Here is a 14,691-nt window from a genome sequence, read left to right as displayed (position 1 = left end):
GTTGGAATTAAATGCCGTGGACTTCGGGTTTGCCGTCGCGCACCGTAATGAATCCGGTCTGGAAATTCTGCTGGATCCCCCCGGGAACGGCGAACTCGTCACTCGTCGGGTACCCGAGCCTGCCGTTCTCGTAGCCGACCACCGACCACATATCCATGATCGGACCCGAACGCACCGGCCACGCACCCGACAGCGGGCTCCAGTAGATATTTCCGCCCTCGAACTTGGAGTAGCGACCCAAATCCTTGCTCGGGGCCTCGTCGGCGGTGGGGAAGCCGAGTTGGCTGTTCTCATAACCCAATTCGGCGTACTTGCCCAAGATCATTCCCTGCACATGATGCACACCGGTCTTCGCGCTGTAGTAGAACGGACCGTTTTCGAAGGACTGGACTACACCGTCCTTAGTGGGAACCTTGGTCTCGGGTCCGGTGGGATATCCGGCCGGACCGCGCTCGAAGCCCTGCCTACCCCATTCGTCGAGAATCGCGGCGCGCACCACCTGCGCGCCGGTCCGCGGGGTCCAGTAGAGCAGGCCGTTCTGGAAGGCCTGCATGCGTCCGCGGCCGTCCGGCAGCCCGCGCTCGTCATCGGCGGGCAGGCCGAGCGCACCGCCCGGGCCGAGCGCGGCCTGGTAGCCGCCGCCGATCATGCCCCCGACCGCGTGCGCGCCGTCGGCCTGCGAATAGAAAACCCGGCCGCCCTTGAAGTCCTGTGCGATGCCGCCCGCCACCTGATACTCACCGGTGAGGCATTCGCCGAGCCAGCCGTTGCCGCTCGCCAGGGCGGCAATCGCGCCCCCGGTCTGGCAGGCCGGTTTGTTCGGGTCGACCCCGAGCGCGGCGGCGGCCTGCGGCCAGGACTGGCGCATTTCGAAATCCCAGTACGGCCACGAATGTGTGCCGGAGGGACGGTAATTCACCTGGGCCGGGATGGACAGCTTGCCGAGTTTGGTCACGAAGTTCTGCGAGGTCAGCCGGGATAGGATCTCCAACCCCATGCCCGCGTAATTGGTGCTGACCCCCGGAATGCCGCTGGCCTGGTCGAACGGTCCGATCGACCCGTTACCGCTCGAGATGTACAGGCTGACGCCCTTGAGCTTGTCCGCCAACGCATACGGGTCGTGGCTCTCCCACTCCGGACCGCCCGGCGGACCCCACATGGCCGCCGAATCGAAACCGCCCGCATCGTGCATGGCGTACTGGATCGCCTGCGGCATGCCGAGAGTGGTCGTGGTCAGCACACCGGAGTACGACGCGGCGTATTTCGCGAAGTTCGGATTGCGCCCGGCCAGGAACATCGCGGCCGTGCCGCCCATCGAAATGCCTTCCATGCCACGCACGTCCGTGGTCCGCCACTGACTCTCGAGCAGCGGCGGAAGTTCCTTGGTCAGGAAGGTTTCCCATTTGTAGTTACGACCGTTGTCGGGCTGCAGCCAGTCGGAGTAGAAGCTGGACTGACCGCCGACCGGCAGCACCACCGTGACGTTCTTATCGGCGAAGAAATCCACCGCACCGGCGTCGTGGGTCCAGCCGCTCTCCTCATCGGTTGCCCGCAGACCATCGAGCATGAACAGAGCCGGGAACCTGGCCTCCGGGCGGGTGTTCCAATCCCGGGCCAGCAGCAACTGCACCTGGATGGGTGTGGCCATCGATGGCGAATTGATCCACAGCGCCACCCGTCGATCGGTCAGCCACACCGCCCGCTGCACCGTCGCGCCGACAGCGGGTGCCGCGGCGGGTTGGGCGTTTGCGGGGGCGGTGCTCGGGGAAAGCCCTGAGGCGAGTGGGATCGCGATGGCGGTGGCCAGCATCGCGACCGCGCCACGGGTCACATGTCCGCTACGCCGCACACATCTGCCGAATGCAAGTCCTGCCACACGTGTTTCCTACCCCGGTTGCGGCGCGGTTGCGGGTAAGACACGCGGGCAGGCTTATCCGCCTGGCTAATGCGAAACGGCGCCGCCGCTTCCGTTCGGAAGCAGACGGCGCCGTTCGGCGTCTGGACCCTTAGCTCACCAACCGCCGGTGGCGTCGAGGATGCCGTTGTGGGCGTTCCACAGCTCACCCTCCCAGTACTTCCACGAGTGGGTACCCGAGGCCGGGAAGTCGAACGTGGCCGGAATACCGAGCGAGGCCAGGCGAGACTGGAACGCGCGGGTGTTCACCAGCGAGAGCGCCTCCAGCGCCATACCGTTGGCAGTGTTGAAGTAGCCGACGGCCGAGTTCGGGTTGTCGTACTGACCCGGCAGACCGCTGGCCGCCGAGATGTACATCGGCAGACCACGCAGCTGCGGGGCGAACACGAACGGGTCCATCCGCAGCCACTGCGAGCTCCACGGCGCGGCCATCGAGTCGACGTTGTAGCGGCCCGCGTCCAGCATCGCGATGCGGATCGCCTCGCGCATACCGGGCGCGGAAATGTTCAGGTAGCCGGAGAAGGAAGCGGCGTACTTGAACTGGTCACGGTGGTAGGCGGCAAGCGCCAGCGCGGCCGAGCCACCCATCGAGAGACCGACGACCGCGTTGTTGGTGCGCGACACGCCGTAGCCCTCGAGGAAGGCGGGGAGTTCCTTGGTCAGGAAGGTCTCCCACTTGTAGGTGGTCTTCTGGCCGTTGGTGTTGCTCGGCGCGTACCAGTCGGCGTAGAAGCTCGACTGACCGCCGACCGGCATGATCAGCGAGATGTTGTCGTTGCCGAACTGCTGGAGGGCGTTCGTCTCGAACGACCACGCATTGCGGTCGTCACGTGCCCGCAAGCCGTCGAGCAGGTAGAGCGCCGCGCCGCCGCCGCGCGCCGCCCACTGCACCTGGACCTTGATCGGACCCATCTGCGACGGGACCATCAGATCCTCGAAGCCGCCCGACGGCGTCCGCAGCGCGGGGCCGTGCACCGGCGCGGCCAAGGCAACGGTCGGGCCCGTCACGCCCGCGGCGATCGGTAGCGCCAACGCCGCCGCACCGACAGCCAGAATTCGATTCCGCCAACCACGAGGGGTGCCTCGCCGTCCCGACTTGGTTCTCTTCGGCGCGGCCGCCCTGCCGAAACGCATGAATCCTGCTCTCTTTCTGCTGTTGTGGTGTCGCCCGTAGCCCTTGCGGGCCGGGCAACACCCGTGCTGCCAACGAGACGCGCGTCACATGCGAACCGGTACCCGACATTCCGGCACAAGAGACGGCGCTACAACGATCTGGTCACACTTGCGCTCGCTGGAGGTTATTCGACGTGCGAAGCCTTAGCAAGACCGGGGTATTCGAGTGGCCGAATTCCGCCCGTTCACAAGCTGTGATCGTGCGGAGACCCTATCGCGTTCATGCGGAGATGTCGTGTCGGAACGGGAATTTCGAACAAAGATTAGGGGGTCACTAGGGAGTCCGAATCCTTACCCCGGGTACCGGCTCGGATCCGGCGGCATCTCGAGCACTTGGTCGGCCAGGTAGTGCCAGGCGTGCACACCGACCGCCGGGGTAGCGCAAGACCGGGTTCGTCGGGCCGCGGGAATCCAGCCGTAGCGCCTCGCGCATACCGGGCGCGGAATATTCAGGTAGCCCGAATACGAACCCGCATAGCGGAATTGGATTGCCCGCCGACCGGAATGACAACGTTGATATTCCACTGCGGCAGCATCCGGGAGATCCGCCAATGCCGAATGCCACCCAACCGCCGAGCTCCGCAGCCAGCCAACGGCAACTATTCAGCGCACTCAGTGATGCCGCAGCGATCCGACCTTTCGCCCGTGCGAGCACCATTGCTCGCGCTGTCGAGTTTGAGGATCGACACTCGACACCGATGCTCCGCGCGGACAGAAGGTCTCGGCGTTATCACCCTTCTACGGGCAAGTGCTCGAACCAGAAATGGCCGCGATGTCGGGTCGTGATGAGGTCCGGGGAATACCGACGCGAACTCTTACCACGCGCCTTCGCCGGGCATGCTGCGCCGAGACTCGCGATCCAGCGATCATCCAGCCAACCGATGGGCAACTGCTCGACGCGGACCAAGACAAAGCCGCCCGGTGCGTGCACCGGGCGGCTTGTGCACCGCAACATGCCCGCGGGGGAGCGAGCGACCGTGCGCGGCGGCCGAGGGCTCAACCGATATTGGCGGACATGTCCGGAATCATCCGATAGGCCTCGTCTTGCCAGTTGGTCCACGCATGCAGTCCGGCGGGCGGGAACGAATACACCACGTTCTGCGCCCCCAACGACATCATGCGGACCTGAAATGCCCTGGTATTCGCCAAGGCGAGCGCTTCGAGCGGCGAGCCCCTGAGGAGACGATCCGCGGCAACCGGAAATGGAATATTCAGATCCTCGGGCATCGGCAGCGCACTACCGGCGGCGACCCACACCCGGGTGCCGTTCGCGATCAAGCGCGGCGCGAAGACGAACGGATCCATCCGCAACCACTGCGGACCCCACGGCGGCGCCATCGAGTCCACGTTGTAGCCGCCCGCGTCGACCATCGCCGTCCGAATCGCCTCCCGCATACCCGGCGCCGAAATATTGAGGTAGCCCGAGAACGCTCCGGCGAAGCTGAACTGGTCCGGATGATAGGCCGCAAGCGTCAGCGCGGCACTGCCACCCATCGACAGCCCGAACACACCATTGCGATTCGGGTTGAAGCCCAAGCGATCCCGCAGCGCCGATCGCAGTTGCTGGGTCAGGAACGTTTCCCAGTCGTAGCGATAGCTTTTGCCGGGCCCTGCCAAAAAGGCTTCCGTCGCACCGGATCCGGTGGCCGAACCCATCGAACCGGGCGTGACGCCGAAGAAGTTACTCGGTGCATTCCAGTCCGCGTAGAAGCTCGACATGCCGCCGACCGGCATGACCACATTGATATTCCAGCTCGCGAGGACCGCGGGGACGTTGGTCTCGATCTCCCAGCCATTGAGCGTTTCCGGTGCCCGCTGGCCGTCGAGCACATAGACGACGCGGTTGGTATTGCCATCCGCCGCGCGCAGCACCCGGCTCTTGATCGGACCCATCACCGGGGAATCGACCCAGAAGTCGAAGGCCGCCGGGTCGACGCCCGCCGATGCGATGGCGCCACTGCCCGCGAGCGAGATCCCGAGCGGTAACACCATCGCCGTCGCCACACCGAGCACCCATTTCTTCGCCCAGGAACCACCGGGCGCCCCGGCCGACGAACCGGCCGAGCTTCCGGGCCTACGCTGCCAGCGCACACTTCGCATTCGACTCGACCTTTCGTCCAGACGGCCAGTCAGCAAACATCAAGCAATTTCGACTGGCGCCTCATCGGGCATAAGACAACCGACCCTGTCCAAAACAGGCATACCACCTGCATACATACTGATCGCGCATCAATGTCCAGCGAATTCTTCTATGTTGCTGAAAAGTGATCCAACCCACAACTATGCGAAGGCATCCAATAGCTGATTCGTTGTCAACGGGGGTTTCGGACGGATGCGAGCAAACAAAAACCGCCTGGTGTGCGAACACACCAGGCGGTCAGCTCACCGCATTACCAGCCCCGCTCGGAGCGAGTCCTACGAGCGACGTTCGCGCCGAAGGCGCTGCGAATCAAACACGGCTACTACCCGATGTTGGCGGAGAGATCCGGGATCATGCGGTAGACCTCGGACTCCCAGTTGTGCCAGTTGTGGATGCCGACGGACGGGAAGCTGTAGGTGACGTTCTGCGCACCCAGCGTCGCCATCCGGACCTGGAAGGCCCGGGTGTTGACCAGTGCGAGCGCCTCCAGCGGCGTGCCCTGGATGACGTCGATCGGCGAGCTCGCGTCGGCCGGACCGGGCAGTGCGCTGCCTGCGGCCACCCAGAGCCTGGTGTTGTTCCGGATCAACTGCGGCGCGAAGACGAACGGGTCCATGCGCAGCCACTGCGGGCCCCACGGCGGCGCCATCGCGTCGATGTTGTAGCCGCCCGCGCTGATCATCGCGACGCGCAGCGCCTCGCGCATACCCGGCGCGGAGATGTTCAGGTAGCCGGAATACGAACCGGCGTAGACGAACTGGTCCGGGTGGTAGGCCGAGAGCGTCAGCGCGGCGCTGCCGCCCATGGACAGGCCGAAGACACCGTTGCGCGTCGGGCTGAAGCCCAGGCGATCACGCAGGGCATTGCGCAGATCGCTGGTCAGGAAGGTCTCCCACTTATAGGTGTTCGACTTGCCGAGGGTCTCGTTCCAACCCGATGAGCCGGTCATCGCGGACCCGGAGGACGAACCATTGGCCGAACCCGACGAACCGGTGCTCAGCCCAAGGAAGTTACCCGGCGCGTTCCAGTCCGCATAGAAGCTGGACGGGCCGCCGACCGGCATGACGACATTGATATTCCACTTGGTCAGCTCACGGGCGACCTCGGTCTCGATCTCCCAGCCGCTCAGGTCACCTCGGGCCCGCATACCGTCCAGCGCGTAGACCACGCGCCCGGTATTGCCGTCCGCTGCGCGGAAGATTCGCGACTTGATCGGACCCATGCTGGAGTCGACCCAGAAATCGAAGCCGTCCGGGTTGAAAGCAGCCGACGCGGAACCCGCCGGACCTGCTACTGACACCCCGAGCGGCAGCAAGATAGCCAGCGACATCAGCACCGACCGCTTGAGCCACGAACCGGCTCTACGGGTTTTCAGACGTCCATTCTGCGTCCTTCGCCCGATCACGCCTCGCATCTGGTTATAGGCCTTTCGTTATGCGGTCGTACTTCGACCGCGTCTCTACGTTGACCACTGGATGGGCCCATGTCGAATAGGACGCCCCCAACGGGCGTTCCCACGTACCATATCGCTTCATCGATGCGGTTGCGTTATCAAAAAGAGATAAAGCGATATGCGCCACGTTTATCTGCCCTGGTCAGTGAAAGAACTGAGCCCACGGAGATCCATGGGCTCAGTGTGACAGGAGTTGCTTCTCATCTTTGCGGTTGAGGATACGGATCCACCAGCCCACACCGCTCGATCTCGTACTTCGGCACGCGATCGATCCGGTATTTCGCGAAGTGCAGTGCGTGAATCAGGTTGTGCTTGAAGCGACCCCAGGTGAGCGGATCACGGTAGGAGATATTCAGCGCCACGGTGTCCGGGCAGCTCATGGCGGTACGCGCCTGGGTGACCCACTTCTCGTCCATGTACCAGGGCATCCACGGATGCCGGTCGACCATGCCGGTATCCACCACGACCCAGTCCGGATACAGGCTCTTGTCGTGGCCGATCCGGCCGTCGGTGAGCCGGTCGGTGTGCGCGGCCAGCGGATAGGCCAGGCCCATCTGGTCGATGACGCGCACGTCCAGCGGGACGTTCATGCTGGTCATGCCGAGATTGAGGAAGTAGACGGTATGCCCGGCGCCGCCGTCGGGAATCGGCTGCGGCGGGGGCGCGATGTACCAGAACATGAACGACGGCGAGTTCAGCAGCAGACCGCCGTCGGGGGTTTCGGCGATGTTGTTCACCATGGCCCGCACGCGCGGGTAGTCCAGGTAGTCCTCGGCCAGGATCGGATGGTCGTGGCCGGTATTGAGGACGTAGTAGACGCGCTCGTCGACGATGCCGGAGGCACTGATCTTGGTGCCGGACTTGATGGCGGTGGTGTTGGCCGCGAACAGCGCCCAGCCCGCGGTGCCGAGCAGCGCGAGTGTGATCACCGCGAAGGACCAGTCCTTCGCGGTCACCGCGCGCAGACCGCCCGCAGGCAGCCGGATCGGCACCACGGCGACCGGCAGCAGTAGGCAGAACAGCTGCGGCAGCAGCATCCGGCCGTGCATGAAGTCACCGCCGACGCGCAGGGCGTAGATCGTGAGGACGAATCCGCTGCCGAGCATGAGCGCGACCACCGCACTCGGCGAGTGCAGCCATTCACGAACCCGGCGCACCGTCCAGCCGCGCTCGTCGGTCGCCTTGTCGGCACGCGCCGAGCGGCCCGCGACAACGCCGAGGACCAGCAGCACCAGCAGCGGCACCCACAGGTAGTACGGACCGACCAGATCCCAGAGGTATTTGAAGCCCTGCCCCCACTTGGCGCCGCCCGCGTCCTTGGCGACCGCGGTATTCGGATAGGGCAGGCCGTAGTAGCCCATCCGCCAGACCTGATAGCACATCGGCACCAGTCCGGCGGCGACAACGATCAAGGCGCGCAATACGATCGGGCGCAGCCGGGACTGCGGCATCGGGGCCAGGAAGATCATCAGCAGCGACAGCACGCCGACCAGCGTCATCTCCGGACGGATCAGCGGTGCGAGTCCGGCGAGGAAAACCAGCCCGAACAGCGCGGGCAGCTTCACCCGCTCGGTCTGACTCCAGCGCACCAGTTGCCACCACAGCAGGCCCAGCCAGCAGATGACCAGACCGCTCTCCAGACCGGAGGTGGCGTAGTCACGGGCGGGCGGCAGGGCGATATAGACGAATACGCCCGCCGGCAGCAGCAGCGCAGACTTGGTCCCGCCCCACAACCGCGCGGCGCCGAGCATGGCGAAGACGATCGCCAGCATCGACACCGTCAGCGCCACGCCGAGTACGACGTACTCCAGCCTGGCCCTGGTGAGCCAGCTGAAGAACCACACCAGATAGGTCCATGCGGTACTGGTGTTGGTCTCGACGCGCTCGCCCTCGTTGAAGACCGGCCCGTTGCCCGCCAACAGATTCCGCACCGTGCGCAGCACGATGAGGCCGTCGTCGGCGATCCAGCGTCGCTGCCAGCCGCCGACCGAGAATAGTGCGACGCTGAGCGCGATCCCACCGACGAAGGTGGCTCGGGATAGCCTGACGAACCGCAAGGCCGAACGAGCCGGCCCTTCGGCCGGCTCCTCCGTCACTTGTTCTGTTCGCTCCGCTCCCTCTACCAGCAGTTCGTCAGGTGAGATAGACAGCGACACCTACCGCTCCGATCCAGGCGATTGCGAGGAACTGGAGGATGCGATCCCCCAGCGCGATCTCTTCGGGTTCACCGGCCTCGCCGCCATCGACGTCGACCGCGTAACGCAGGATTGCGATGGTAAACGGAATCATCGAGATTGCGAACCAGTTGGTGTGCTTGAGGCTGTCCTGTTGGAACGCCCACAGACCGTAGAACACCACCACCGCGGTCGCGGCGAGAGTCCAGATGAAGCGCAGATATGTCGGTGTGTAGTACTCCAGCGACTTGCGGATCTTGGCACCGGTGCTCAGCGCGATCTGGAGTTCCGCATAGCGCTTACCGGCGGCCATGAACAGCGAGCCGAAGGCCATGATCAGCAGGAACCATTGCGACAGGTCGATATTCGCGGCCGCGCCACCGGCAACCGCGCGCAGCAGGAAGCCGGAGGACACGATGCAGATGTCCAGCACCGCCTGGTGCTTGAGGCCGAAGCAGTAGGCCAGCTGGATGCCGATGTAGACGGTCATCACCACGGCCAGATGCCAGGACGCCAGGAACGATCCGGCGATCGAGCCGACGAGCAGCACCACCGAGAGCAGGTAGGCCAGATTCACCGGGACCACGCCCGCGGCGATCGGGCGGTACCGCTTGGTCGGGTGCGCCCGGTCGGCCTCCACGTCGAGCGCGTCGTTGACCAGGTAGATGCCCGAGGCCGCCATGCAGAAGACCACGAAGGCGATGCCGACATGGCCGAGCACGCTCAGTTCGGTCGCGGTATCCGGACCCGCGGCCAGCGGCGCGGCGAGCACCAGCACGTTCTTGACCCACTGACGCGGGCGGACCGCCTTGAACAGCCCCCCGGCCAGTGTCTTGGGCGGACCCTTGACTACCGCTTCGGCTAGGTCCGTGCTGGTCGGCTCTTCACTCATGTCAACGAACGTCTTTTCTTGTGCGGTCACTATCGAGTCTCTTTTCGGCGGCAAGCACAACAGCGGCGGACGCGGCGCCGAGCGCGGAACCGGCGAGCACGTCGGAGGGATAGTGCACCCCGAGCACAACCCGGGAGAGCAACATCGGTGGGACGAGCACCGCAGGCAAGGGTAGCCCGGTCAGTCTGCCGAGCAACACCGCCGCTGCCGTGGTCGAGGTCGCGTGCGAGGACGGGAAGCTCAGCTTGCTCGGCGTCGAGACGTTGACCTGCACCGATGGATCATTGGGGCGCGGACGCCGGACGATGCGCTTGATGACGATCGATGCCGCGTGCGCGCCGACCGCGCCGACCGCGACCCCGGCCCACTGCCTGCGCCGGGGTTTGTCGACGACCCAGCCCGCCGCCGCGATGCCGATCCAGCCGAGCGCGTGCTCACCGAAATGCGACATGCCGCGCGCGGCCTTGATCACCTCCGGCTTGGTGCCGATGGTCGCCTGAACCGCGTTGATGATCTTGACCTCGGGCGGCTGCGGCGCCGACGGCACCGCCGATACCGGGCCGCCGTGGCCGTTCGCACTCGAGTGCACCGCGGTGTTGTCGTCCGCGGCGGTGGCTTCCAGACTCACTACTGCTCATCCTTCGTATCGATACCGAAGACGTTCTCCCAAGCCGCCGTGCTGGTCAGCGTCGGGTGAGCGGCGCGGTAGCGCTGCTGCATCTCCGGGAAGCGGGCCGCCAACTCCTTGCGCAGCCGCATGGCCTCCTTGAACAGGCCGAGGGCCTGACGCGGATCGCGCTTACGGTAGACCACGCCTCGGCCGTCCGCGGTTGTGACGGTGACGCCGTCGATCTGCGAGAGCAGGAACCAACGGGCGTCCAGCGTAGGCACATTCAGCTGCGGACGCTCGTGATGCTCGGCATGCGCCGGGCGGAAGTTGTGCACGACTCCCTTGGCCAGGCGGACCACCTTGGCGATCGGATTCGCCGGTTCACCGACCGCGCCGACGCCGATGTGGCTGGCCAGCGGCAGTTCGGTGGACGAGGGCAGGATGACCGCATCGGGGTACTGCTTGCGCATTTCGTGCACCACGCCGAGGGCGCTCGGCAGCAGTTGGAACAGTCGCTCCGGTCCGGCGAGAAAGTCCTTGATCGCCAGATTCTGGATGGCGACCGTCGAATACTCCAGGCAGAGCAGGTGTTTCAAGGTCGCCTTGACGGTGTTGACGACCATGCCGCGCCCGTTGCCAGGCATGTGCAGCGAGGCGACCACCAGGCGGTTGCGCAGGTGGAAGTACGCCTGCCAGTCGATCGCGTCGTCCTTGTCGCTCCAGGCCATATGCCACACGGCGGCGCCGGGCAGGGTGACGGTGGAGTAGCCGTGATCGCGGGCGCGCAGCCCGTATTCGACGTCGTCCCACTTCAGGAACAGCGGCAGCGGCTGACCGATCTCCTCGGCGACCTGGCGCGGGATCACGCAGGTCCACCAGCCGTTGAAGTCGACGTCGATGCGCCGGTGCAGCAGCTTGGAGTTGTCGCGGTCCTTGAGCGGGTACTTCGAGAAGTCGTGGTCGTATTCGACATTCGGCGCGGAGGTCCACATGAAGATGCCGCGATCAACGACCTCGCCCATGCTGTGCAGGTGTGAGCGCTCCTGCAGGTTGAGCATCTGCCCGCCGACCAGCATGGGCGATTTGGCGAAGCGGGCGAAGGCCAGCGCGCGCAGGATCGAATCGGGTTCGATCTCGATATCGTCGTCCATGTAGACGATGTACTCGGCGTCGGTGGTTTTCAGCGCCTCGTACATGACCCGGCTGTAGCCGCCGGAACCGCCCAGGTTGGGCTGATTGCGGATGGCGAGCCGATCGCCGAGCACCGCGGCGGCTTCGGCGAAGCCGGGCTCGTCGACCACCTTGCGGTTTCCCTGATCGGCGACGATGACCGCGGCGATCTTCTCCAGCACCAGCGGATCCGAGCCCAGCGCGCCAAGGGTTTTCACCAGATCGGTCGGCCGGTTGAAGGTCGGCATGCCGACCGCGATGGTGCCCGCACCGGGCGCCTCGACCGGCGCGTACCAACCGCCCGCGAGCAGCGTGACTGCCGTATCGGTGGTGATGTCGAACCAGATCCAGCCGCCGTCTTCGAACGGGCCGAGATCGGTCTCGAATTCCACATGCACCGATTCGGTGCCCGGTGCGACCGCGAATTCCTTGCCCTGCACGTGGATTCGCGAGCCGTCCGCCTTCGAGCGGTAGACGTCCACGCGTCCGTGCCCGGCGAGTTCCAGCCGCAGCACCACCGAGTTCAGGATGCTCCAGCGCCGCCAGTAGCTCGCCGGCAGCGCATTGAAGTAGGTGCAGAACGACACCTCCGACTCCGCGCCCACCGACAGCGAGGTGCGGGTGGTGGCGTGCGCGCGCCGGGCATTGGTCGGCGACTCCTCCAGGTAGAGGGTGCGCACGTCCAGCGGTTCACCCGGCCGGGGCAGGATGATGCGCTGCAGCAGCGACTTCGCGCGGGTTTCGGTGGTCATATCTTCCAGGATCGATTGGGAGGTCATTCGTCGCTTTCAGCGTCAATGCGGGACACCCGCACCCGGTCGGCTTCGATGAGCAAGGCTTCGCCAGTGTCGCTCATCTACGCCTCGCGTCAGTGCGGGACACCCGCACCCGGTCGGCTTCGATGAGCAAGGCTTCGCCAGTGTCGCTCATCTACGCCTCCTGGTCCGAAAGAGGTTCGCCCGACTCCAGGTGCGGTCGCAGGACATTGTCGAACATGCTGAGCGCGCTGCCGATCGCCATATGCATGTCCAGGTACTGGTAGGTGCCGAGGCGACCACCGAAAAGCACCTTCGCCGCAGCGGTTTCCTTCTTCGCCAGCGCCCGGTATGCGGTGAGCTTGGCGCGGTCCTCCGGTGTGTTGATCGGGTAGTACGGCTCGTCACCGGTCTGCGCGAAGCGGGAGAATTCGCGCATGATCACGGTCTTGTCGTTCGGGTAGCTGTCGCGCTCCGGGTGGAAGTGCCGCGGTTCGATAATGCGGGTGTATGGCACATCCGAGTCGTTGTAGTTCATCACCGAGGTGCCCTGGAAGTCACCGGTTTCGAGCACCTCGGTCTCGAAATCGATGGTGCGCCAGCCGAGTTCGCCCTCGCTGTAGTCGAAGTAGCGGTCCACCGGTCCGGTGTAGACGACCGGGGCGTCCGGGTTCTCGGCGCGGATCTGCTCGCGCACGTCGAACCAGTCGGTGTTCAGCCGGACCTCGATGAGCTCGGAGGCAGCCATATTCTCCAGCCACTTCGTGTAGCCCTCTTTGGGCAGACCCTCGTAGGTGTCGTTGAAGTAGCGGTTGTCGAAGGTGTAGCGCACCGGCAGGCGGGTGATATTGCCCGCGGGCAGTTCCTTCGGGTCGGTCTGCCACTGCTTGGCGGTGTAGTCGCGCACGAAAGCCTCGTAGAGTGGACGGCCGATCAGCGAGATCGCCTTCTCCTCGAGGTTCTGCGCGTCCTTGGTCTCGACCTCCGAGGCCTGTTCGGCGATCAGCTTGCGCGCCTGCTCGGGCGTGAAGTAGCGGCCGAAGAACTGGGAGATCAGACCGAGGCCCATCGGGAACTGATAGGCCTGCCCCTTGTGCATCGCGAAGACCCGATGCTGGTAGCCGGTGAATTCGGTGAACTGGGTCACGTAGTCCCACACCCGCTTGTTCGAGGTGTGGAACAGGTGCGCCCCGTACTTGTGCACCTCGATCCCGGTCTGCGGCTCCGGCTCCGAGTAGGCGTTGCCGCCGAGGTGGTAGCGACGATCGATCACCAGCACCCGTTTACCGAGCAGATTGGCGGCGCGCTCGGCGACGGTCAGCCCGAAGAATCCGGAGCCGACGACGATCAGATCGAACTGAGAGGCGGAGTTTGCGGAGTTACCCGGGGACGATGCGACGGTCACGGGTGCCCAGCGTATCGGAAGTCCGCGCGCGAGCCGGGTGGAGTCGCGACCTGCGTGCATTCGGCGACGGATGCCATCGGAATTTCTCCTGGTGTTTGCCGAAACGAATACGCCCGTCGCAATAGAGCCGCTCTTACATCGGACGCGAACTGATCACATGTCCAGTTCGGCAGTCGCCAGCGGCCCGACCCGGAAGACCTGATGATGCGGAAATTCCATATCCCGTTCCTCCCGCTGTTCGCGGTGTCGGTGGCGATAGTCGTCCCGGCGCCCACGAACGCGGCGGAGTTCGACTCGCTGGCAGCTACACCTGTTGCGGACACGGTGCGCGTCGGCGGTGCACCGACCTTCGACGACATCGTCACCGCCACCGCGACCGCGCTGCGCACGACGGCGCCGGGCGAGCAGGTCGCCGCCTTCGACCGTCAGGTCGCCGATTTCCACGGCACCATCGCCGCGGTGCGGGTGCACAGGACGGACTGCCGGTCGCACCGTCGGTGGTGAACGAGCGCACCGAATTCCTCGACGATCCGATCGTCTGGACGCTGGTCGAACGCACCAGGGCGTTCCTGCAGCAGGCCGATCTGCCGCTGGATCGAGCCGGGCTGAACGTCGGCGCCGAGTCCCTGCAAGGCTTTCTGCGCGACAACCGGGTCGCGAAACTGGCACTGATGCGCTGGACCGAGGAACTGGGATCCCACCGCTATGCCCATGCGCCGCACTGCCTTCGCCTTCGTGCGCATCAGCGCTTCCCGCGGACCGCACGAGATATCTCGGGCCAGGCGGCGCACGGTATCCATCAGCTCCGCCGCAGGCTCGACCTCTGCGACCAGGCCGATGCGCAATGCCTCGCAGCATCGATGCATCGGCCCGACAGGGTGGGGTAGCGCGCGGCCGCACCGCCGACCAGCTCGGCCAGCGGGCGGTAGAGCGCATCGGAGCAGGCCGGTTCCGGATGCGCGAAAACCGCTGTCTCCGTTGCGATGCGGATATCGCAGCGGGTC

Annotated in this window: 11 protein-coding genes; 2 read left to right on the top strand and 9 right to left on the bottom strand. The window is 65.3% G+C overall.

Annotated elements, in window-relative coordinates; genetic code table 11:
* Window positions 1-7: 7 nt before the first annotated feature.
* The 9 genes from ACQPYR_RS01195 to glf form a co-directional block, all read right to left on the bottom strand.
* A complete protein-coding gene (locus ACQPYR_RS01195; protein WP_433635430.1) occupies window positions 8-1,810 on the bottom strand; it encodes an alpha/beta hydrolase-fold protein in 1,803 nt (600 codons plus the stop codon).
* Window positions 1,811-2,011: 201 nt separating this feature from the next.
* Complete coding sequence (locus tag ACQPYR_RS01190; protein WP_433626566.1) at window positions 2,012-3,049, bottom strand: alpha/beta hydrolase; 1,038 nt, start codon at window positions 3,047-3,049, stop codon at window positions 2,012-2,014.
* 1,035 nt (window positions 3,050-4,084) lie between these two features.
* The gene (locus ACQPYR_RS01185; RefSeq protein WP_433626563.1) at window positions 4,085-5,188 is read right to left on the bottom strand and encodes an alpha/beta hydrolase; all 1,104 of its coding nucleotides are present in this window, start codon (window positions 5,186-5,188) and stop codon (window positions 4,085-4,087) included.
* 362 nt (window positions 5,189-5,550) lie between these two features.
* Complete coding sequence (locus ACQPYR_RS01180; RefSeq protein ID WP_397043523.1) at window positions 5,551-6,642, bottom strand: alpha/beta hydrolase; 1,092 nt, start codon at window positions 6,640-6,642, stop codon at window positions 5,551-5,553.
* A gap of 239 nt (window positions 6,643-6,881) precedes the next feature.
* On the bottom strand, window positions 6,882-8,807 hold the full coding sequence (zomB, locus tag ACQPYR_RS01175) for a flagellar motor control protein ZomB (protein WP_433635429.1): 1,926 nt from the start codon (window positions 8,805-8,807) through the stop codon (window positions 6,882-6,884).
* A 7-nt stretch (window positions 8,808-8,814) separates the two neighbouring features.
* Entirely contained in the window at window positions 8,815-9,747 is a 933-nt protein-coding gene (locus ACQPYR_RS01170; RefSeq protein ID WP_387295849.1) for a decaprenyl-phosphate phosphoribosyltransferase, read from the bottom strand.
* A 1-nt stretch (window position 9,748) separates the two neighbouring features.
* Complete coding sequence (locus tag ACQPYR_RS01165; protein ID WP_433635428.1) at window positions 9,749-10,294, bottom strand: phosphatase PAP2 family protein; 546 nt, start codon at window positions 10,292-10,294, stop codon at window positions 9,749-9,751.
* An 80-nt stretch (window positions 10,295-10,374) separates the two neighbouring features.
* A complete protein-coding gene (locus ACQPYR_RS01160) occupies window positions 10,375-12,306 on the bottom strand; it encodes a glycosyltransferase (protein ID WP_433626560.1) in 1,932 nt (643 codons plus the stop codon).
* A gap of 151 nt (window positions 12,307-12,457) precedes the next feature.
* Window positions 12,458-13,687, bottom strand: coding sequence for a UDP-galactopyranose mutase (glf, locus tag ACQPYR_RS01155; protein WP_433626557.1), 1,230 nt, complete (start codon window positions 13,685-13,687; stop codon window positions 12,458-12,460).
* Window positions 13,688-13,888: 201 nt separating this feature from the next.
* Here glf and ACQPYR_RS01150 point away from each other — a divergent pair, with 201 nt between their 5' ends.
* Window positions 13,889-14,191 carry a hypothetical protein gene (locus ACQPYR_RS01150; protein WP_433626556.1) on the top strand — a complete coding sequence of 101 codons (303 nt, stop codon included), beginning with the start codon at window positions 13,889-13,891 and terminating at the stop codon, window positions 14,189-14,191.
* Entirely contained in the window at window positions 14,188-14,574 is a 387-nt protein-coding gene (locus tag ACQPYR_RS01145; RefSeq protein ID WP_433626553.1) for a hypothetical protein, read from the top strand. Before ACQPYR_RS01150 ends, ACQPYR_RS01145 begins: the two co-directional genes overlap by 4 nt.
* Window positions 14,575-14,691: the final 117 nt, after the last annotated feature.

The sequence above is a fragment of the Nocardia sp. CA-120079 genome (assembly GCF_050955745.1).
Classification (GTDB): Bacteria; Actinomycetota; Actinomycetes; order Mycobacteriales; family Mycobacteriaceae; genus Nocardia.
This window is presented reverse-complemented; position numbering and strand designations above follow the sequence as displayed.